General features: G+C 72.7%; 16 protein-coding genes and 1 pseudogene. 13 read left to right on the top strand and 4 right to left on the bottom strand.

Features of this window, described 5'->3' with window-relative positions; all coding sequences use genetic code 11:
* Positions 1–200: 200 nt before the first annotated feature.
* Positions 201–2,198: an acetate--CoA ligase gene (gene acs, locus ACZ4W9_RS16150; RefSeq protein ID WP_467936039.1), complete on the bottom strand. Its 1,998-nt coding sequence runs from the start codon at positions 2,196–2,198 to the stop codon at positions 201–203.
* 352 nt (positions 2,199–2,550) lie between these two features.
* On the opposite strand from acs, the gene ACZ4W9_RS16155 reads away from it, so the two are divergent.
* Entirely contained in the window at positions 2,551–3,816 is a 1,266-nt protein-coding gene (locus tag ACZ4W9_RS16155; protein WP_467936041.1) for a polysaccharide deacetylase family protein, read from the top strand.
* 3 nt (positions 3,817–3,819) lie between these two features.
* On the opposite strand, the gene ACZ4W9_RS16160 is transcribed toward ACZ4W9_RS16155, so the two are convergent.
* Positions 3,820–4,800 carry an ATP-binding protein gene (locus ACZ4W9_RS16160; protein WP_467936043.1) on the bottom strand — a complete coding sequence of 327 codons (981 nt, stop codon included), beginning with the start codon at positions 4,798–4,800 and terminating at the stop codon, positions 3,820–3,822.
* A gap of 100 nt (positions 4,801–4,900) precedes the next feature.
* On the opposite strand from ACZ4W9_RS16160, the gene ACZ4W9_RS16165 reads away from it, so the two are divergent.
* Entirely contained in the window at positions 4,901–5,725 is an 825-nt protein-coding gene (locus ACZ4W9_RS16165) for a Fic family protein (RefSeq protein WP_467936045.1), read from the top strand.
* 358 nt (positions 5,726–6,083) lie between these two features.
* Here the strand turns inward: ACZ4W9_RS16165 and ACZ4W9_RS16170 are convergent, their stop codons facing one another.
* Positions 6,084–6,914, bottom strand: a complete 831-nt coding sequence (locus ACZ4W9_RS16170; RefSeq protein ID WP_467936047.1) for an HAD family hydrolase — start codon at positions 6,912–6,914, stop codon at positions 6,084–6,086.
* A 592-nt stretch (positions 6,915–7,506) separates the two neighbouring features.
* Between ACZ4W9_RS16170 and ssd the strand changes: the two genes are divergently transcribed.
* The 7 genes and pseudogenes from ssd to ACZ4W9_RS16205 all read left to right on the top strand — a co-directional run.
* The gene (gene ssd, locus ACZ4W9_RS16175) at positions 7,507–8,613 is read left to right on the top strand and encodes a septum site-determining protein Ssd (protein ID WP_467936049.1); all 1,107 of its coding nucleotides are present in this window, start codon (positions 7,507–7,509) and stop codon (positions 8,611–8,613) included.
* Complete coding sequence (locus ACZ4W9_RS16180) at positions 8,610–9,800, top strand: TadA family conjugal transfer-associated ATPase (protein ID WP_467936051.1); 1,191 nt, start codon at positions 8,610–8,612, stop codon at positions 9,798–9,800. Before ssd ends, ACZ4W9_RS16180 begins: the two co-directional genes overlap by 4 nt.
* Positions 9,801–9,981: 181 nt before the next feature.
* Complete coding sequence (locus ACZ4W9_RS16185) at positions 9,982–10,830, top strand: type II secretion system F family protein (protein WP_467936214.1); 849 nt, start codon at positions 9,982–9,984, stop codon at positions 10,828–10,830.
* 133 nt (positions 10,831–10,963) lie between these two features.
* A complete protein-coding gene (locus tag ACZ4W9_RS16190; RefSeq protein ID WP_467936053.1) occupies positions 10,964–11,752 on the top strand; it encodes a type II secretion system F family protein in 789 nt (262 codons plus the stop codon).
* A gap of 84 nt (positions 11,753–11,836) precedes the next feature.
* A complete protein-coding gene (locus ACZ4W9_RS16195; protein WP_467936055.1) occupies positions 11,837–12,037 on the top strand; it encodes a DUF4244 domain-containing protein in 201 nt (66 codons plus the stop codon).
* A gap of 34 nt (positions 12,038–12,071) precedes the next feature.
* Positions 12,072–12,410: a TadE family type IV pilus minor pilin gene (locus ACZ4W9_RS16200; RefSeq protein WP_467936216.1), complete on the top strand. Its 339-nt coding sequence runs from the start codon at positions 12,072–12,074 to the stop codon at positions 12,408–12,410.
* A 296-nt stretch (positions 12,411–12,706) separates the two neighbouring features.
* Positions 12,707–13,069: pseudogene (locus tag ACZ4W9_RS16205) on the top strand (Rv3654c family TadE-like protein); the annotation flags it as partial.
* Between the two features lie 188 nt (positions 13,070–13,257).
* Here the strand turns inward: ACZ4W9_RS16205 and ACZ4W9_RS16210 are convergent.
* On the bottom strand, positions 13,258–15,807 hold the full coding sequence (locus ACZ4W9_RS16210; protein WP_467936057.1) for a DEAD/DEAH box helicase: 2,550 nt from the start codon (positions 15,805–15,807) through the stop codon (positions 13,258–13,260).
* Positions 15,808–15,887: 80 nt separating this feature from the next.
* Here ACZ4W9_RS16210 and bldG point away from each other — a divergent pair, with 80 nt between their 5' ends.
* The 4 genes from bldG (at position 15,888) to ACZ4W9_RS16230 (ending at position 20,434) form a co-directional block, all read left to right on the top strand.
* Entirely contained in the window at positions 15,888–16,229 is a 342-nt protein-coding gene (gene bldG, locus ACZ4W9_RS16215; protein ID WP_358690894.1) for an anti-sigma factor antagonist BldG, read from the top strand.
* A gap of 244 nt (positions 16,230–16,473) precedes the next feature.
* Complete coding sequence (locus ACZ4W9_RS16220) at positions 16,474–16,908, top strand: ATP-binding protein (protein WP_467936059.1); 435 nt, start codon at positions 16,474–16,476, stop codon at positions 16,906–16,908.
* A 298-nt stretch (positions 16,909–17,206) separates the two neighbouring features.
* Complete coding sequence (locus ACZ4W9_RS16225; protein WP_467936061.1) at positions 17,207–19,609, top strand: sodium-translocating pyrophosphatase; 2,403 nt, start codon at positions 17,207–17,209, stop codon at positions 19,607–19,609.
* Between the two features lie 213 nt (positions 19,610–19,822).
* Complete coding sequence (locus ACZ4W9_RS16230) at positions 19,823–20,434, top strand: small secreted protein (RefSeq protein WP_467936063.1); 612 nt, start codon at positions 19,823–19,825, stop codon at positions 20,432–20,434.
* Positions 20,435–20,475 lie beyond the last annotated feature (41 nt).

A 20,475-nucleotide genomic window follows, 5' to 3' on the forward strand; every position in this document is an offset into this window, starting at 1 on the left:
ACCTCCGGGGGCAGGCAGGCGGAACTCACATGCCGACCAGACTTCCCGGCGCACCTGACGTGCCACCTTGGTGACACTTTCCTTAGTTTACCTAAGATCGCGCGTGCCGGGTCCGATGATCCCACCGTGAGCCTCGGGGGCACCCGGCGCGTTCGCCGGCCGAGTGCCCCGAGGGTGCCGTGTCAGTCCTCCCGGTCCGCTCAGTCCTCGCTGGACGCGGCGGGCAGCTTGGTCTGGATGAGGTCCATGACCGTGCTGTCGGTCAGCGTGGTCACGTCTCCGAGCTGCCGGTTCTCGGCGACGTCCCGCAGCAGGCGGCGCATGATCTTGCCGGAGCGGGTCTTCGGCAGCTCCGCCACCGGCAGGACGCGCTTGGGCTTGGCGATCGGGCCGAGGGTGGCGCCGACGTGGTTGCGCAGCTCGCCGATGAGCGCCTCGGTCTCCGACGCCGAGCCGCGCAGGATGACGAAGGCGACGATGGCCTGGCCGGTGGTCTCGTCCGCGGCGCCCACGACGGCGGCCTCGGCGACCGACGGGTGCGAGACGAGGGCCGACTCGACCTCGGTGGTGGAGATGTTGTGCCCGGAGACGAGCATCACGTCGTCCACCCGGCCCAGCAGCCAGATGTCCCCGTCGTCGTCCTTCTTCGCGCCGTCGCCGGCGAAGTACCTGCCCTCGAAGCGGGACCAGTAGGTGTCGATGAACCGCTGGTCGTCGCCCCAGATGGTGCGCAGCATCGACGGCCACGGCTCGGTCAGCACCAGGTAACCACCGCCGCCGTCGGGCACCTCGTTCGCCTCGTCGTCGACGACCGTCGCGCTGATGCCGGGCAGCGGGCGCTGCGCCGAGCCGGGCTTCGTCTCGGTGACACCGGGCAGCGGGCTGATCATCATGGCGCCGGTCTCGGTCTGCCACCAGGTGTCCACGACGGGCGTGCGGTCGGCACCGATGTGCTTGCGGTACCAGACCCATGCCTCGGGGTTGATCGGCTCGCCCACCGAGCCGAGGATCCGCAGCGAGGACAGGTCGTACTTGGCGGGGATGTCGTCGCCCCACTTCATGAACGTCCGGATCGCGGTCGGCGCGGTGTAGAGGATGGAGACCTTGTACTTCTGCACGATCTCCCAGAACCGGCCCTGGTGCGGGGTGTCCGGGGTGCCCTCGTACATCACCTGGGTCGCGCCGTTGGCCAGCGGGCCGTACACGATGTACGAGTGCCCGGTCACCCAGCCGACGTCGGCCGTGCACCAGTAGACGTCCGTCTCCGGCTTGAGGTCGAAGACCGCCCAGTGGGTGTAGGCCGCCTGGGTGAGGTAGCCGCCGGAGGTGTGCAGGATGCCCTTCGGCTTCCCCGTCGTACCCGAGGTGTAGAGGATGAACAGCGGGTGCTCGGCCTCGAACGCCTCCGGGGTGTGCTCGGCGGACTGCCGGCCCACCAGGTCGTGCCACCACAGGTCGCGGCCCTCGGTCCAGGCGACCTCCTGGCCGGTACGGCGCACCACCAGCACGTGCTCGACCTGGTCGGCCTTGGCGAGCGCCTCGTCCACGGCCGGCTTGAGCGCGGACGGCTTGCCGCGTCGGTAGCCGCCGTCGGCGGTGATGACGACCTTGGCGTCCGCGTCCTGGATGCGGGTCGCGAGCGCGTCCGCCGAGAAGCCGCCGAAGACGACCGAGTGGGCCGCGCCGATCCGGGCCGAGGCCAGCATCGCGATCGCGGTCTCCGGGATCATCGGCATGTAGATGGCGACCCGGTCGCCCTTGCGCACGCCCAGCTCCAGCAGGGCGTTGGCGGCCCTGGAGACCTCGTCCTTCAGCTCCGCGTAGGTGATCGCGCGGCTGTCGCCGGGCTCGCCCTCGAAGTGGATGGCGACGCGGTCGCCGTGGCCGGCCTCCACATGGCGGTCCACGCAGTTGTGGGCGACGTTCAGCTCGCCGTCCTTGAACCACTTCGCGAACGGCGGGTTGGACCAGTCCAGCGTCTCGGTCGGTTCCTTGGCCCAGGTCAGCCGGCGGGCCTGCTCGGCCCAGAAGCCGAGCCTGTCAGCCTTGGCCTGTTCATACGCCTCCGCCGTGACATTGGCGTGTGCGGCCAGGTCGGCGGGGGGCGCGAACCTGCGTTCTTCCTTGAGCAGGTTGGCCAGGCTCTCGTTGCTCACGACATCTCCCTTTCGAAGGGTGTCCGTTGTGTCCCAGGCCACAGCTCATCAGACGCGGGGGCCCGATGACAAGGGTCGACGGGAAAATTGGTTTAGACCTGTGTGGAGATCGCCAAGTGAGCGGTCACGGCTGCGGGGTGCGGTGGCGCGCGTCGGTGGAACGGGCGCGTTCGGTAAAGGAATCGTAATGTCACGTAAAGGCAAAGCGCAGATTTCCGGGGTGAATGGAGCAGGAGATCACACTCCGGGGTGAAGTAATCATTTCGTCGGCTTGTCGTACTAATTCCTTCTCGGGCCCGTGCGACCTTGGCCGCGCTGCCAGGACAAGCCCGGCACATCACCAGAAACGCCCCAGCCAGCGTGTGCCTGAGAGAAGGAAGAAGGTGGGCGGAACATGGCCGCCACCCAGAGGATCGCCGTCGGCGCCATGGCCGCCGCGGTCTGCGCCGCGTCGCTCGCCGGTTGCGCGGGAGACTCGTCCGCCGTCAAGCCGGGGGCGCCCGGCCCGGAGCAGGGGGCGCCGGCACCGGGCAGCGTGTTCCGGCCGATCGGCGACGGATCCACCGCGTACACCGGGGCCCAGCCGCGACTGCCCGTGCCGGAGCGGCTGAGTCCCGGTCAGAAGCCCCCGCAGTTCGTCGTGTTCTCCTGGGACGGCGCGGGTGAGGACAGCCAGAAGCTGTTCTCGCACTTCCGCCAGGTCGCCAAGGCGAACAACGCGACCATGACGTACTTCCTCAGCGGCGTGTACATGCTGCCCGAGGAGAAGCGCGACCTCTACAAGCCGCCGCAGCACGATCCGGGCCGCTCCGACATCGGGTTCAACGACCAGCGGGGCATCACCGACACCCTGGAGCAACTGCGGCTGGCCTGGCTGGAGGGCAACGAGATCGGCACCCACTTCAACGGCCACTTCTGCGGGCCCGACGGCGGGGTGGGCACCTGGTCGGTGGCCGAGTGGAAGAGCGAGATCGCCCAGGCCAAGGAGTTCGTGAAGTCCTGGCGGAGCAACACCGGCATGCACCAGGCGGACCCGCTGCCCTTCGACTACGACAAGGAGCTGATCGGCGCCCGCACCCCCTGCCTGGAAGGGCGGAAAAACTTCGTCAAGGCCGCCCGCGACCTCGGCTTCCGCTACGACTCCAGCGGAGTCAACGACCAGGTCTGGCCCAAGAAGAAGGAGGGCCTGTGGGACCTGTCGATGCAACTGGTGCCCTTCCCCGGCCACACCTATGAGCAGCTGACCATGGACTACAACTTCATGGCCAGCCAGTCCGGCACCCAGACCCAGGGCGACCCCGACAAGTTCGACTACTGGGGCGACCAGATGCGCGACGGCCTCCTCAAGGGCTTCTACCGCGCCTACGACGGCAACCGCGCGCCCCTGGTCATCGGCAACCACTTCGAGTCCTGGAACGGCGGCACCTACATGCGCGCCGTGGAAGAGGTGGTGAAGGAGGTGTGCGGCAAGCCCGAGGTGCGCTGCGTCTCCTTCCGGCAACTGGCCGACTGGCTGGACGCCCAGGACCCGCGGGCCCTGGCGCGGCTGCGCTCCCTGGAGGTCGGCGAGGTGCCCCGGCAGGGCTGGGCGTCCTTCCTGTCCGGCAGCCCGGCCCCGGCGCCCAGGGGCGTGCCCGGGGCGCCGGCGGAACAGCGGTAGGCGTCAGACGGGCGCCGCCACACTCTCGCCGAGCACGAAGCCGGGGTCGACCTGCGCCGCCAGGTCGGCCCCGGTGCGCTCGTTCCCCCAGGCCTCGGCGTTCTTCAGGTGGAAGTGCACCATCTGGCGGGTGTAGCGCTCCCAGTCGCGCCGCTCGTAGGTGGCGTCCACGGCGGCCCTGAGCGTCTCCAGGGCGCGGGCGTTGGCCTCCTCCAGGCGGTCGAACCGGGGCGGGCGGCCCTTCTCCATGGCGCGCACCCAGTCCGAGCGGCCGACCGTCACGAGCAGGTCGTCCCCGACCTCCGCGCGCAGGAAGTCGATGTCGTCCGGTTCGTGGATCTTGTTGCCGACGACCTTCAGGGCGACGCCGAAGTCCCGGGCGTACTCCTTGTACTGGCGGTAGACGGAGATCCCCTTCCGGGTCGGTTCGGCGACGAGGAACGTCATGTCGAAGCGGGTGAACATGCCGGACGCGAAGGAGTCCGAGCCGGCCGTCATGTCGACCACGACGTACTCGTCCGGGCCGTCGACGAGGTGGTTCAGGTACAGCTCCACCGCGCCGGTCTTGGAGTGGTAGCAGGCGACCCCCAGGTCGGCGTCCGTGAAGGGGCCGGTGACCATCAGGCGGACGGCGCCGCCGTCGAGTTCCACCGGACGCGCGCAGGCGTCGTAGACGGGGTTGGGCTCCCGCACCCGGACCAGCCGCGAGCCCTCGCCGGGCGGGGTGGTCTTGATCATCGTCGCGGACGAGGCGATGCGCGGGTTGGTGCCGCGCAGATAATCCTTGATCAGCGGGAGCCGCTCGCCCATGGCGGGCAGCGCCGCCGCCTCCTCTTCGCCGAGGCCGAGTGCGGGACCGAGGTGCTGGTTGATGTCCGCGTCGATGGCGACCACCGGGGCGCCGGCGGCGGTGAGATGACGGATGAAGAGGGAGGAGAGCGTCGTCTTGCCGCTCCCGCCCTTCCCGACGAAAGCAATTTTCATGTTCACCAAGGGTAGCCGGACGATAGCTGTACGTGTCATGTGAAGTGAAGAAGACCACTCCTTCGTGGGGTGGGCCGCCCGGGTGCGTACTGTCGTACTCATGAGTACGACAGGCGCGACCGCCGATCCGCTCGCGGCCCTGGGCTCGCTGCCCGGTGTGGCCGAATCCGTGGAGTCCGTGCGCAAGGCCGTGGACCGGGTCTACGGGCACCGGGTCATGCGGCGCCGCAGCAACGAGGTCACCTCCGAGGCGGCCCTGCGCGGTGCCCGCGGCTCGGCGGCGCTGTCCGGGGCGGACTGGGCCCTGGAGGAGGTGCGGCGCCGCTCCGACTTCGGCGTGGACGCGGAGGCCCGGGTCATGGGCGCGGCCCTGCGGCTCACCGCCGAGGCGGGACAGCTGCTGTCCATCTGGCGCCAGTCGCCGCTGCGGGTGCTGGCCCGGCTGCACCTGGTGGCCGCGGCGAGCGACGCCGACGAGGTCGGCAGGCCGCGCCGGACCGGCGAGCCGGTCGACGAGCCGCTGATCGGACTGCCGCTGCCGGACGCCGGGGAGGTCTCCGGCCGGCTGGAGGGGCTGGCGGACCTGATCATCGCCGGCACCTCGGCCCCCGCGCTGGTGACGGCCGCCGTGGTGCACGGCGAACTGATCGCGCTGCGTCCCTTCGCGTCGTACAACGGCCTGGTCGCGCGCGCGGCCGAGCGGATCGTGCTGATCGGCAGCGGCCTGGACCCGAAGGCGATCTGCCCGGCCGAGGTCGGCTACGCCGAACTGGGCCGCGCCGCCTACCTCGCCGCCCTGGACGGCTATGTCTCCGGCACCCCGGAGGGCATGGCCGCCTGGATCGCCCACTGCGGGCGGGCGGTCGAGCTGGGCGTGCGCGAGTCGACGGCGGTGTGCGAGGCGCTCCAGCGCGGCGCGGCCTGAGCGGGACTTCCCGGCGGCCGGGCGAAGGAATGCGGCGGTACGAGTTCTCGTACCGCCGCTGGCATGATCGCCGGGTTACCAGGCGTCCTCGATGTGTCGCCCATCAGGCCGGGGTGCTTTGCCCGTCACCTGGTGCGGCTGGCCCGTATTCGACGGGTCGACGTCGCGTGGGTGCCCTGTGTTCATGCGGGGTCCGTGGGGCCAAGTGCGTAGTGACAGGAGATCCTCGCGGATGTCCTTTGGTCTCGCGGGCCTACGTTCTTTGTACCGCGCGTCCGGATGAAGTGGAACCCTTGCCCGCACTTCTTTACTTTCAGCTTCAAACAGGGCGAAACGGGCGCTGTGGAGCGGGCGCGGGTCAGGCGATGCCGCGGCGCCGGCTGGCGTACCAGACGAGCCCGGCGGTCGCCGCCGCCGCGCCCAGGGCCGCCGCCGCGACCAGCGCCGGGCGGGGCGGCACGGAGAACGCCGGCAGCCGCTTCTTGAGCGGCACCGGGCGGCGGAACTCCAGCACCGGCCATCCCCGCGCGAGGGCCTCGCGGCGCAGCGCGCGGTCCGGGTTCACCGCGTGCGGGTGCCCGACGGTCCGGAGCATCGGCAGATCGGTCGCCGAGTCGCTGTAGGCGTAGCAGCGGTCGAGGTCGTAGCCCTCGGACGCGGCCAGGTCCCGGATGGCCTCGGCCTTGGTCGGGCCGTAGGCGTAGTACTCGACCTCTCCGGTGAAGCAGCCGTCCTCGCCCACCACCATGCGGGTGGCGACCACCCGGTCCGCCCCCAGCAGTTCGCCGATCGGCTCGACCACCTCCGCGCCCGAGGTGGACACGATCACCACGTCCCGGCCGGCCGCGTGGTGCTCCTCGATCAGGGAGGCGGCCTCGTCGTAGATGATCGGGTCGATCAGGTCGTGCAGGGTCTCGGCCACGATGTCCCGCACCTGCCGGACGTTCCAGCCGCGGCACAACGCGGACAGATACTCGCGCATGCGCTCCATCTGGTCGTGGTCCAGACCGCCGGCCAGGAAGACGAACTGGGCATATGCGGTACGAAGGGCGGCCCTGCGGTTGATCAGCCCGCCTTGGTAGAAGGACTTGCTGAAGGTGAGCGTGCTCGACTTCGCAATGACCGTCTTGTCCAGGTCAAAGAAGGCCGCCGCGCGGGGCGAGGAGTGGTTTTCCACACCCCTGAGCATAGGGGCCCACCATTCGGCGTAAGGTGGGGCGCGTGGGTTTGCCTGAGAGGCCTCTCGGGTACACCATGGAAGTCACGGATCGTTCGCGACCGTGCTAACCCGGCCCGACTCCTCCCCCCCCGAGTCGGCCGTGGGGACGACCCCCGCTCTCCCCCCCGGCGGGGGTCGTCGCATGTCCGGACGGGTTTTCTCCCTCCCCCTCGTTCTTCACGCGGTCGTACGGCCGGCGTCACGCCGTCGTCGCCGCGCCTTCAGCATGCCCATGATTCGTTACCCAGGGTAATCGTCAGGCTGCTCTGCGGAAGTCGTGCGGAGACCGGTGCGGGGCTCACCGGTATGGGTGACGAAGTTATTCACAGGGCCGGGGTTGTCCACAGTTTTCCACCAAGATCCACATTATTTCGCGGATGACGCCACCGTGATTCCAGCGCAGCGCGGCCGCGGCGAGTTCATGGCCGGTTCCGATTGCCCGCGGCGCGTACGGCCGGTTTCCGACGGCCGTTCATAGGGAGGCCGCTCGCCGGTTCTCCACACCTTTGGGAATCGCGTGGCCTTGGCGCCGCGCGGCCCACGCAGCGAAGGGGGAACACCCGTGACCGGAACCGTCATCCACGACCCGCCGCCCGGCCCCGCGGACCGGCCCGGGCGGCCGCTCATCGTCACCGAGGACGCCGTCCTGCTGGACGATCTGCTGCGCCTGTGCGCGGCCGCGGGCGCCACCCCCGAGGTCCACCACGGCGTACCGGAATCCGGCGACGGCTGGGCGGCGGCCCCGCTCGTGCTCGTCGGCGACGACGCCGCCCGCCGGCTGGGCGGTGCCGCGCGCCGGCCCGGCGTGGTGCTGGTCGGCCGCGACCAGGACGACCCCGATGTATGGAAACGGGCCGTCCTGATCGGCGCCGACCACGTCCTGATGCTTCCCGACGGCGAGGCCTGGCTGGTGGACCGCATCGCCGACGTCGCCGAGGGCACCGGCCGCCCGGCCCTCACCGTCGGGGTGATCGGCGGCCGCGGCGGCGCCGGGGCGTCCACCCTCGCGTGCGCGCTCGCCGTCACCTCCGCGCGGGAGGGCCTGCGCACCCTCCTGGTGGACGCCGATCCGCTCGGCGGCGGACTCGACGTGCTCCTCGGCGGCGAGGGCGCCGAAGGGCTGCGCTGGCCCGCCTTCGCCGCCTCCCGCGGCCGGGTCGGCGGCGGTGCCCTGGAGGAGTCGCTGCCCGAACTGCACTCCCTGCGCGTGCTCAGCTGGGACCGCGGGGACTGCGTCGCCGTGCCCCCGCCCGCGGTGCGCGCGGTGCTGGCCGCCGGCCGGCGGCGCGGCGGCACGGTCGTGGTCGACCTGCCCCGCCGTCTCGACGACGGAGTGGCCGAGGCCCTCGCCCAGCTCGACCTGGTGCTCCTCGTCGTCCCGGCCGAACTGCGGGCGGTCGCCGCGGCCGGCCGGGTCGCCTCCGCCGTCGGCATGGTCGTGCGCGATCTGCGGGTGGCGGTCCGCGGGCCCCGCGCACCCGGCCTGGACGACCAGGAGGTGGCCCGGCTGCTCGGCCTGCCCCTGGCCGGCCGGCTTCCGGTGGAACCCGCGCTGCTTCGCCCGAGGGGGAGCGCCAAGGCCCCCGGCGCCACCGGGCGCGGCCCGCTCGCCCGCTTCTGCACCGACTTCTGGGAGCGCGCGCTGGTCGAGACGGGGGGCATCCGATGACCCTGCCCGGACTCGACCGGGCCGACGGCGCGGCCCTGCTCGACGGCGTCCGCCGCTGGCTCGCCGAGAGCGGCGCCGAGCCCACCCCCGCGCGCGTGGCCCAGGCGCTGCGCGAACAGGGCCGGGTGCTCGGCGACGCGGAAGTCCTCGGCACCGCCGAACGCCTGCGGTCCGAACTCGTCGGCACCGGCCCGCTGGAACCGTTGCTCGCCGACCCCGACGTCACCGACGTCCTGGTCTCCGCCCCCGACCGGGTGTGGGTGGACCGGGGCGGCGGCCTGGAGCTGACCGCGGTCACCTTCCCGGACGCGGCGGCCGTACGACGCCTCGCGCAGCGGCTGGCCGCCGTGGCCGGACGCCGGCTGGACGACGCCCGGCCCTGGGCGGACGCCCGGCTGCCCGACGGCACCCGGCTGCACGCGGTGCTGCCCCCGGTCGCCGTCGGCTGCACCTGCCTCGCCCTGCGGGTGGTACGGCCCCGGGCCTTCACCGTCGGCGAACTCGTCGCGGCGCGCACGGTGCCGCCCGGCGGCGACCGGATCCTGGAGGCGCTGATCGAGGCCCGGCTTTCGTTCCTCGTCAGCGGCGGCACCGGCTCCGGCAAGACCACCCTGCTCAGCGCGCTGCTGGGGCTGGCCGGACCGGGTGAGCGGATCGTGCTCGCCGAGGACTCCGCCGAGCTGAGGCCGGACCACCCGCACGTGGTCCGGCTGGAGACCCGGCCCGCCAACCAGGAGGGCGCCGGCCTGGTCACCCTGGAGGACCTCGTACGGCAGGCGCTGCGCATGCGGCCCGACCGGCTGGTCGTCGGCGAGGTGCGGGGAGCCGAGGTCGTCCATCTGCTCGCCGCCCTCAACACCGGCCACAGCGGCTGCTGCACGGTCCATGCCAACGCCGCCGCCGACGTACCGGCCCGGCTGGAGGCACTGGCCACGGCCGCGGGACTGGACCGGAACGCGCTGCACAGCCAGCTGGCGGCGGCCCTCTCGGTGGTGGTGCACCTCGCACGGGACCGGTCCGGGCGGCGCCGGATCGAGGAGATCCACGTCCTGGAGCGGGACCCCACCGGGCTGGTGCGGACGGTACCGGCCCTGCGCCGGGGCGAGCAGGCGTTCGTCCGGGAGCGGGGGTGGGAGCGGTTGCGGGAGCTGCTGGGGCCGTTGGGGGTCCGGGGTGACGCGGGGTGAGGGCCGGGTGAGGGCCGGTGGGCGAGGTCCGGCGGACGTGACCCGGCAGGGATGCGATGCGGGGTGGACGGCATGCGGGGCGGATGTGACCCGGGAGAGACGGGATCCGGGGCGGGTGTGAGCCGCGAGCGGGACGGGTGGCCGGAGTGATGGGTGAGAGGGGACGGAAGTGATCGGTGTGATGTCGACGGGGGCCGTGGCGCTCTGTCTGGGCGCGTTGGCCTGGCTGCCGGGCGGACGGCGCTACGGCGTCCGGCGGGCCCGGCTGCTGCTGGCCGGCGGCGGCGTGGTGGCGACCGGACCGCTGGCCTGGCAGGCCCTCGCGGACCCGCGGAGGTGGCGCGGCCGGTGGGGAGCCGAGTGGGCGGCGCTCGGCGCCGGGCTGGCGATCGCCCTGTGGGGCGCCTCGGTGATTCCGGTCGTCGCGGGGGTGGCCGGGGTGCCGGTGCTGCGCCGGGTGCGGCTGGCCCGGCGGGCCCGGGAGAGCCGGGAGCGGCGGGCCGACGCGGTGATCACCCTGTGCGGGGTGCTCGCCGGTGAGGTACGGGCGGGCCGGCAACCGGGGGCGGCGCTGCTGCGGGCCGCGCGGGACTCCGGCGGGCTCGGTGACGCCCGGGCCGCCGTGGTGGCCGCGGCGCGGTTCGGCGGTGACGTGCCGGGTGCGCTCGCCGTGGCGGCGCGGCAGCCCGGCGCCGAGGGTCTGCTCGGGCTCGGCGCGTGCTGGCGGGTGGCCGTGGACCAGGGAGCCGGCCTCGCCGACGGCCTGGACCGGCTGGACGGCGCCCTGCGTGCCGAGCGGGACGGCCGGGCCGACCTGCGCGCCCAGCTGGCGGGTGCCCGGGCCACCGCGGTGCTGCTCGCCGCGCTGCCCGCCCTCGGACTGCTGCTAGGCGCCGCCATGGGCGCGGACCCGCTACGCATCCTCCTGCACACCGGGGCCGGCCTCGGCTGCCTGATCGCGGGGGCCGTGTTCGAGGCGGCCGGGATGTGGTGGGCGAGGCGGATCGTGCGCGGGGCGGAGGCGGTGTGAGGCGGGCGGGACGGACCGGGGGAAAGCGGCTGGTCCGTGACGGGCGCGGGAGGGACCGGGGAAAGCGGCTGGCCCGCGAGGCGGGCGAGGAAGGGCGGTCCGGGATGTGCGGGAGGCGAGAGGGGTGGGTCGGGTGAGCGGGGAGTTCGTCCACAGGCTGGGGATGGCCGGGGTCGTGGTGCTGGTTCTCGGCTGGGGCGCGCGGCGGCTGGAGCTGGCGCGTCGGCGGCGTCAGGTGCGGCGCAGGGTGGCCGGGGTGCTGGGGCGCGAAGTGACCCAGGATCCCACGGGCAGAGGGTCTTTCACGCTGCCGCCCGGGGTACGGCGGTGGCTGCCGCCGGCCGGCGCGGCGTGCGGGGCGTGGGCGCTGGTCGGCGGGGTCGTCGGGGCCGCGCTGGGGCTGGGAGCCGGCGTCGCGCTCTGGCGGTGGCGGGGCCGGCAGACGGCGGCCGGCCGGCCCGAGGCGGTCGACGCCGCCGGGGCCGCGCGGGAACTCCCGCTGGCCGCCGACCTGCTGGCCGCCTGCATCGCCGCCGGTGCCGGCCCGGTGATCGCCGCCCAGGCCGTGGGCGAGGCCCTCGGCGGGCCGGTGGGGCAGGCGCTGGCGCGCGGCGCGGCGGAGGTCCGGCTCGGCGGGGCACCGGCGGACGCCTGGCGGGACCTCGCCCTGCTGCCCGGCGCCGGTGCGCTGGCGCGATTGCTGGAGCGGGCCGACGAGTCCGGGCTCCCCGCGGCGGACCCGGTCGCCCGTCTCGCCTCGGACGCCCGCGCGGAGTGGGCCCGTACGGCGACGGCCCGGGCACGCCGGGCGGCCGTACTGATCTCCGCGCCGGTCGGGCTGTGCTTCCTGCCCGCGTTCGTCGCGGTCGGGGTGGTGCCGGTCGTGATCGGCCTGGCGGGCGGGGTCACGGGAGGGGGGTGAGGAAGAGGCGGCAAGCACGGACGAGCAGGAAACGGTCAGGCAAGCACGGAGAACGAAACAGACCAGAACCTTACGGGAGTAGAGATGTTCGGAAAGATCAGGAAAGTGGCGGCTCGGTTGCGTGGGGCGTGCCGTCAGGACACCGGAATGGTGACGTCCGAGTACGCCATGGGGATCATCGCGGCCGTCGGGTTCGCGGTGCTGCTCTACCAGGTCGTCACCAGTGGCCAGGTCCAGGCGGAGCTCCAGGCCATCGTGAAGAAGGCCCTCAGTGCGCGGATGTGAGGAGGGCGGGGAGCGGGGCGGGGACCGGGGGTTCGTGACCGTGGAGACGGCCATGGCGCTGCCCGTGCTGGTGGCGTTCACGATGGCGCTGGTCTGGTCGCTGCTCATGGTGGCGGCGCGGATCGAGTGTGTGGACGCGGCCCGCGCGGGCGCCCGGGCCGCCGCCCGCCAGGACCCGCCCGACGCGGTGGTGAGCGTGACCCGGGAGACGGCTCCGCGGGGAGCACGGGTGACCGTCGCGCGCGAGGGCGACCGGATCCGGGTCACGGTGGTGGCCCGGCCCCGGCTGCTGAGCGGACTGCCCTTCGACGTACACGCGGAGGCGGTGGCGCTCGCGGAGGACACCGTGGGCAGAGGGGAGGCGGGGCAGTGAGGCGGGGGCACGGGCCGTGGCGGCGGACTGCCGAGGGCGAACGGGAGGAGGCGAGGGCGCCGGGACGCGGGCAGGGCTGGACAGGCCGGTGGCCCGCCGGCCGCAGGCATGGTGAGGGAGCGTCGGCCCGAGGCCGGAACCGGTGGTGGACGGGACGGCGGGGCGGCGCCGGGACGCTGGGGCACGGAGCTGGGTTCCCGGGCCGGTGGGCTTGGGCGGGAGCGGAGCGAGGGGCACCCCAGGGGGCGCGGTCGCCCGGCCGGCGGCCCTGCGCGGCGGCCTCGGACGGTGCGCGCGTGGGCGTGGGGCGGCGGTGGCGGTCCGACCGGGGGTCGGCCACCGTATGGAGCCTCGGGGTGATCGCCGTGCTGTGCGCGGTCTTCGGAGCCGTGCTGCTGCTCGGTCAGGCCGTCGTCGTGCGGCACCGGGCGGCGGGCGGCGCGGACCTGGCGGCGCTCGCGGCGGCGGACCACTGGGCCGAGGGCGGCGCGGCGGCCTGCGCCCGCGCGGAGCGGCTGGCGGCCGCCCAGGGGGTACGGCTGGTGCGGTGCGCGATCGTGGGCGACACCTCGGACGTGACGGCGGCCGCGGGTAGAGGGCCGTTCACGGCGGAGGTCAGGGCGAGAGCGGGGCCACCGGGATCGGTGCCGCCCGGACCGCTTCCGGGCGGGGACGGACCCGGACCGCCGGCCGACCCGGGCCCGGCTCCCGAGCCGGACCTGCGTGCCGGACCGGGCCCGCGCGCTGAACCGGGCTTGCTTGTCGGGCCGGACTCGCGCGCTGAACCGGGCCTGCCTCGCGGACCGGGAGCCTCTGCCGGACCGGGCCCGTCGGCTCCACGCGGCCCCTAACCGGCCTCCGACCCCTCTGCCCCCTCCGACACCCTCAGCCCTTCTGGCGCCTCGGCCCCCTTCGCCCCCTCGGCCCCCTCCGGTTCCGGCGTCGGCTCGTCCGCCGCGCCCCGCAGCAGCACCGTGAGAAGCCGTACGGCGCCCCGCTTGTGCAGGGGATCGTTGCCGTTGCCGCACTTGGGCGACTGGATGCAGGACGGGCAGCCGGCCTCGCACTCGCAGGAGGCGATGGCCTCGCGGGTGGCCGAGAGCCAGGCGCGGGCGGTATGGAAGGCACGCTCGGCGAAGCCCGCGCCGCCGGGGTGGCCGTCGTAGACGAAGACCGTGGGGAGGAGGGTGTCCGGGTGCAGGGGGATCGAGACCCCGCCGATGTCCCAGCGGTCGCAGGTCGCGAAGAGGGGCAGCATGCCGATGGAGGCGTGCTCGGCGGCGTGCAGGGAGCCGCCGAGGATCTCCGGGTTGATCCGGGCCTCGTCCAGCTGGTCCTCGGTGACCGTCCACCACACCGCGCGGGTGCGCAGGGTACGCGGAGGGAGGTCGAGTTTCGTCTCGCCCAGCACCTCGCCGGTGATGAGGCGACGGCGGAGGTAGGAGACCACCTGGTTGGTGACCTCCACCGAGCCGTAGCACAGGCGGCCGGCGCCCCACGGGATCTCGGTGTCCGTCTCCAGGACGGAGATCGACGTGGTGTCGCGGGCGACGGTCGAGTACGGCGGGTCGGCCCGCTCGACCAGGGCGACCGAGTCCTCCAGGTCCAGGGAGCGCACCAGGTACGTGCGGCCCTGGTGCAGGTGGACGGCGCCCTCGTGGACCGTGGAGTGCGCGGCGGCCGCGTCGACCGTGCCGAGCAGCCGCCCCGTGCCGGACTCCACGATCTGCACCGGGCGGCCCCCGGCGCCGCGGATGTCGGTGAGGTCGGCGGCCCGCTCCCGGCGGGTCCAGTGCCAGGCCCGGGTGCGGCGGCGCAGCAGCTTCGCGGCCTCCAGCTGCGGCAGCACGTCCGCGCAGGCGGGGCCGAACAGGCCCAGGTCCTCCTCGGTCAGCGGCAGCTCCGCCGCGGCGGCGCACAGGTGCGGGGCGAGGACGTAGGGGTTGTCGGGGTCGAGGACCGTCGATTCCACCGGCTGGTCGAACAGGGCCTCGGGATGGTGGACGAGGAAGGTGTCCAGCGGGTCGTCGCGGGCGACGAGGACCGCCAGCGCGCCCTGGCCGGAACGGCCCGCCCGGCCCGCCTGCTGCCACAGGGACGCGCGGGTGCCCGGATAGCCGGCGATCACCACCGCGTCCAGTCCGGAGACGTCCACGCCCAGCTCCAGGGCCGTCGTCGCGGCGAGGCCGAGCAGCTCGCCGGAGTGCAGGGCGCGTTCCAGGGCGCGGCGCTCCTCGGGGAGGTAGCCGCCGCGGTAGGCCGCGACACGCCGGACCAGGGAGCGGTCCACCTCACCGAGTCTTTCCTGCGCGATGACCGAGATCAGCTCGGCGCCGCGCCGGGAGCGCACGAAAGCGACCGAGCGCACGCCCTGCACGGTCAGGTCGGTCAGCAGATCGGCGGTCTCGGCGGTGGCGGTACGCCGTACGGGGGCGCCCCTCTCGCCCCGCAGCTCGGTGAGCGGGGGTTCCCAGAGGGCGAAGACCAGCTCCCCGCGCGGGGAGGCGTCGTCGGCGACCTCGACCACCGGCAGGCCGGTCAGCCGGCGGGCGGAGGCCGCGGGCTCGGCGGCGGTCGCGGAGGCCAGCAGGAACACGGGGGAGGAGCCGTAGCGGGCGCACAGGCGGCGCAGCCGGCGCAGCACCTGGGCGACGTGCGAGCCGAACACGCCGCGGTAGGTGTGGCACTCGTCGATGACGACGTACCGGAGGGATTTCAGGAAGGAGGACCAGCGCGGGTGGGAGGGAAGTATCCCGCGGTGCAGCATGTCCGGGTTGGTGAGCACGTAGTTGGCGTACTGGCGGATCCACTCCCGTTCCTCGACCGGGGTGTCGCCGTCGTACACGGCCGGGCGCACCGAAGTGCCGAGAGATTGTGAAAGTTCCTTCACCGACCGGCACTGGTCCGCGGCGAGCGCCTTGGTGGGCGCCAGGTACAGGGCGGTGGTGCCACGGCCGTTCGGGGCCTCGGCGCCGTCCAGAAGGGTGGACAGGACGGGCATGAGGTAGGCGAGGGACTTGCCGGAGGCGGTGCCGGTGGCGACGACCACCGAGTCGCCGTCCAGGGCGTGCTCGGCGGCGAGTGCCTGGTGTGCCCAGGGGTGTTCGATGCCGCACTCCTGGACGGCCGCGATCACCTCGGAGCGAATCCGGTCAGGCCAGACGGCATGGCGGCCCGCACGCGGGGGCAAGTGCTCCGTATGAGTGATGCGCGCAGCCCGGCTCGGCCCGGAGGCGAGCCGGTCCAGGACCGCGCCCGGAGCCGGACGGGACGCCGGGCCCGCCGGGGTTCGATCGGATCGGTGATTCTTGGCCATCGGCACCGAGTGTGTCACTGGTGTGACGGACAATGGAGTCAAGGCGTCGTGCACGCCTGCCGGTAAGTGATTGAATGCCATCGCGGCTGGCGAAGCGTCCCGGGGGCCGCAGTCTGGGTGCCCGAGGGACAACCGCTCGATAGCAAGGTGCTGGAGGATCCGTGGACCTGTCCCTGTCGACCGAGACCGTCGGCGATCGTACGGTCGTCCGAGTCGGTGGCGAAATCGACGTGTATACCGCGCCCAAGCTGCGCGAGCAGCTGGTCGAGCTGGTGAACGACGGGAATTTCCACCTCGTCGTCGACATGGAGGGCGTGGACTTCCTCGACTCCACCGGACTCGGCGTGCTGGTCGGTGGCCTGAAGCGGGTGCGAGCCCACGAGGGCTCGCTGCGCCTGGTCTGCAACCAGGAGCGCATTCTCAAGATCTTCCGCATCACCGGCCTCACCAAGGTGTTCCCGATCCACACCACGGTCGAGGAAGCGGTGCAGGCCACCGACTGATCGGCCGCCGGCCGATTCCGGACCGGTCGCCGGCGCCGGGCCCCTACCGGGGTCCGGTCGTCGGCCGGTCCCGTCCTGGGCCGACGCGGACGATGCGGACGCGCCAAGCCGCCGCGGACGCGGATGACGCGGACCAGACGCTGCGCACGAGGCGGCCCGGGGGTACACAAGGACACCAGGGGGGTGCGGTCGCCCGGCGGCGGCCCCGTCCCCGACCGCACGCCCGTAGTCGCGAGGGGGATGCATGGCCACCGTCGAACTCCGCTTCAGCGCGCTGCCCGAGCACGTCCGGACCGCCCGCCTGGTGGCGGCGGCGGTGGCGCGCCGGGCGGGAGTGGACGAGGCCGTTCTGGACGAAGTGCGTCTCGCCGTGGGCGAGGCGTGTTCCCGCGCGGTCGGACTGCACCGAGGCAGCGGTGTCACGGCACCGGTGAAGGTGGCGCTGATCGAAGAGGAGAAACAGTTCTCCATCGAGGTCGGCGACGAGGCGCCGCACGCCGTCGCGGGCGGCGACACGCCCGGCTCGGCGCAGGAGGGCGACACGGACGCCGAGGAGGACGAGATGGGCCTCGCGGTCATCAGCGGCCTCGTCGACGACGTGGAGGTCACCACCGGAACGAACGGCGGACTGATCCGCATGACCTGGCCGACCACACCGCCGGCCACGACGGTCGTCTGACCGACGGCACAGCCGCACTCCCGAGGGCCCCGCTCAGCAGGGCCCTCGTCGTGTTTTCCGGGACGTCCCGGAATTCGTGAAGATATTCACGATCAATAGCCCGATAATTCGATCAAGCGCCCGTGCGCCCGTCAATGCCCTGAGGGCATTACTTCTTTCGGGTTCCATGCTGTTCTCTCGATCATTTGCTGAAGAGCATGAGCAGGCCGAATCCGATTACCGTCCCCTGTTTAGATCACTCGGCGGTCCCTACAATCCGTCCACATCTTGAGCTCAGCCCAAGCGTCAAGGAGGACGAATGGCGGGGCTTTCTACCCCTCATCTGGGTCATCCCACTTCTCTCGCAGCCGTGGTTCTGACCGACGACAATCGGATCATCGTGGCCGTTATCGCGGCGGTCGCCCTCGCCGCCCTGGTGGTCGCGGGGATCCTGGTCCGGCAGGTGCTCGCGGCGGGCGAGGGCACCGACGGCATGAAACGGATCGCCGAGGCGGTCCAGGAAGGTGCCAAGGCGTATCTGGCCCGGCAGTTGCGCACGCTCGGCCTATTCGCCGTCGTCGTGTTCTTCCTGCTCATGCTGCTGCCCGCGGACGACTGGAATCAGCGGGCCGGCCGCTCGGTGTTCTTCCTGATCGGCGCGGCGTTCTCGGCGGCCACCGGCTATATCGGCATGTGGCTCGCCGTGCGCAGCAACGTACGGGTCGCCGCGGCGGCCCGGGAGGCCACTCCGGCGGAAGGCGAACCCCGAAAGGATCTCACCACCGTCTCGCACACCGCGATGAAGATCGCATTCCGCACGGGCGGCGTCGTCGGCATGTTCACGGTGGGGCTCGGCCTGCTGGGCGCCTCCTGTGTGGTGCTGGTGTACGCCGCCGACGCGCCGAAGGTGCTGGAGGGCTTCGGCCTCGGCGCCGCCCTGATCGCGATGTTCATGCGCGTGGGCGGCGGCATCTTCACCAAGGCCGCCGACGTCGGCGCCGACCTGGTCGGCAAGGTCGAGCAGGGCATTCCGGAGGACGACCCGCGCAATGCCGCGACCATCGCCGACAACGTGGGCGACAACGTCGGCGACTGCGCGGGCATGGCGGCCGACCTCTTCGAGTCGTACGCCGTGACCCTGGTGGCCGCGCTGATCCTCGGCAAGACCGCCTTCGGCGACTTCGGACTGGCCTTCCCGCTGCTGGTGCCCGCCATCGGCGTGATCACGGCGATGATCGGCATCTTCGCGGTCGCCCCGCGCCGCGCCGACCGCAGCGGCATGACCGCGATCAACCGCGGCTTCTTCATCTCCGCGGTGATCTCGCTCGCGCTGGTCGCGGTGGCCGTCTTCGTCTACCTGCCGGGAAGCTACGCCGGCCTCGACGGCGTCACCGACGCGGCGATCAAGGGCAAGGACGGCGACCCGCGCATCCTCGCGCTGGTCGCGGTCGCCATCGGCATCCTGCTCGCCGCCGTCATCCAGCAGCTGACCGGCTACTTCACCGAGACCAACCGCCGTCCGGTGCGGGACATCGGCAAGACCTCCCTGACCGGACCGGCCACCGTCGTCCTGTCCGGCATCTCGGTCGGCCTGGAGTCGGCCGTGTACACCGCCCTGCTCATCGGGCTCGGCGTGTACGGGGCGTTCCTGCTCGGCGGCACGTCGATCATGCTGGCGCTGTTCGCCGTGGCCCTGGCCGGCACCGGCCTGCTCACCACGGTCGGCGTGATCGTCGCCATGGACACCTTCGGGCCGGTCTCCGACAACGCGCAGGGCATCGCCGAGATGTCCGGCGACGTCGAGGGCGCGGGCGCGCAGGTGCTCACCAACCTGGACGCGGTCGGCAACACCACCAAGGCCATCACCAAGGGCATCGCCATCGCCACCGCCGTCCTCGCCGCGTCGGCGCTGTTCGGGTCGTACCGTGACGCGATCACCACCAACGTGCGGGACGTCGGCGCCAAGCTGACCGGGCCCGGCGCGCCGCTCGGCCTGTCCCTGGACATCTCGCAGCCCAACAACCTGGTCGGCCTCATCGCGGGTGCCGCGGTCGTCTTCCTCTTCTCCGGACTGGCCATCAACGCCGTCTCCCGCTCGGCCGGCTCGGTGGTCTTCGAGGTGCGGCGGCAGTTCCGCGAGAAGCCCGGGATCATGGACTTCACCGAGAAGCCCGAGTACGGCAAGGTCGTCGACATCTGCACCAAGGACGCCCTGCGCGAGCTGGCCACGCCCGGCCTGCTCGCCGTCATGGCGCCGATCTTCATCGGGTTCACGCTCGGCGTCGGCGCGCTCGGCTCCTTCCTCGCCGGTGCCATCGGCGCGGGCACGCTGATGGCGGTCTTCCTGGCCAACTCCGGCGGCGCTTGGGACAACGCCAAGAAGCTGGTGGAGGACGGCCACCACGGCGGCAAGGGCAGCGAGGCACACGCGGCCACGGTGATCGGGGACACGGTCGGCGATCCCTTCAAGGACACCGCCGGACCCGCGATCAACCCGCTGCTGAAGGTCATGAACCTGGTGTCGCTGCTCATCGCGCCGGCGGTGATCAGGTTCTCCTACGGCGACGACAAGAACCTCGGCGTGCGGATCGGCATCGCGGTCCTCGCGCTCCTGGTGATCATCGTCTCCGTGTACATCTCCAAGCGGCGCGGCATCGCCGTCGGGGACGACGAGAACGCCGAACGGGTGACCAACTCGCCCGACGCGGCGGTGGTTTCCTAGCCCGGACCGGCAAGGCCCGGTCCACAGGCGGGCGGGGGCGCGTGCCGACGCGCCGCCCGCCCGCCTCCTCGTGTGCGCTCGGCCACGTCGTGAGCCTTCTCTCCCAAGGGGCAAAAGGTCACAAAATCCGACTGATCACTCGTCCGGTGGCGGGGGTGCGGCCGTCCGCCGTGTAGATTCCGGGGGCCGAGAGCCATGGAAGGGACCAATCCGGTGAACAAGAAGCTCGCGGCCGCACTGTCCGGCGGTGCGGTACTGGCGGTGGCGGTGACGGGATGCGGCGGCGGCGGTGACAAGGGGCCCGACCCCAAGCTGGTGTCCTGGGCCAAGACGGTCTGCGACGCCGTGCCCGCGCAGAGCGCCAGGATCAAGTCGGCCAACGCCTCGATCGCGTCCATCGCCACGGACGGCAACCTTCCGCCGAAGGACGCCCAGAAGACGTACGTCGAGGCCTTCCAGAACCTGGCCGACGGCTACAAGGCCCTCGCGGACGCCCTGAACAGCGCCGGGGCGCCCCCCGGGATCGACGGCGGCGCCAAGCTCCAGAAGGACGCGGCCGGCAACCTCGCCGGCCTCTCCACGTCGTACACCGGCCTGAAGAAGACGGTCGAGGGTCTCGACACCAAGGACCAGGGCAAGTTCGCCAAGGGCCTCAAGGAGGTCGCCGGCCAGACCAAGGAGGTCGGCAAGCAGGGCGACGACGGCACCGAGGCGCTGAAGCGGCTGGAGCAGGGCGAGGTCAAGGAGGCCATGGCCGAGCAGCCCAGCTGCAAGGTCGCCGCGTCCGCGACGGCGCGTTCCACGGCCTCGGTGACGACCGGCTGACGTCGGCGAACGGCCCGCGCGGGGTCCGCCCCGGCGGGCCG

This window comes from Streptomyces sp. NPDC029296 (assembly GCF_055569255.1).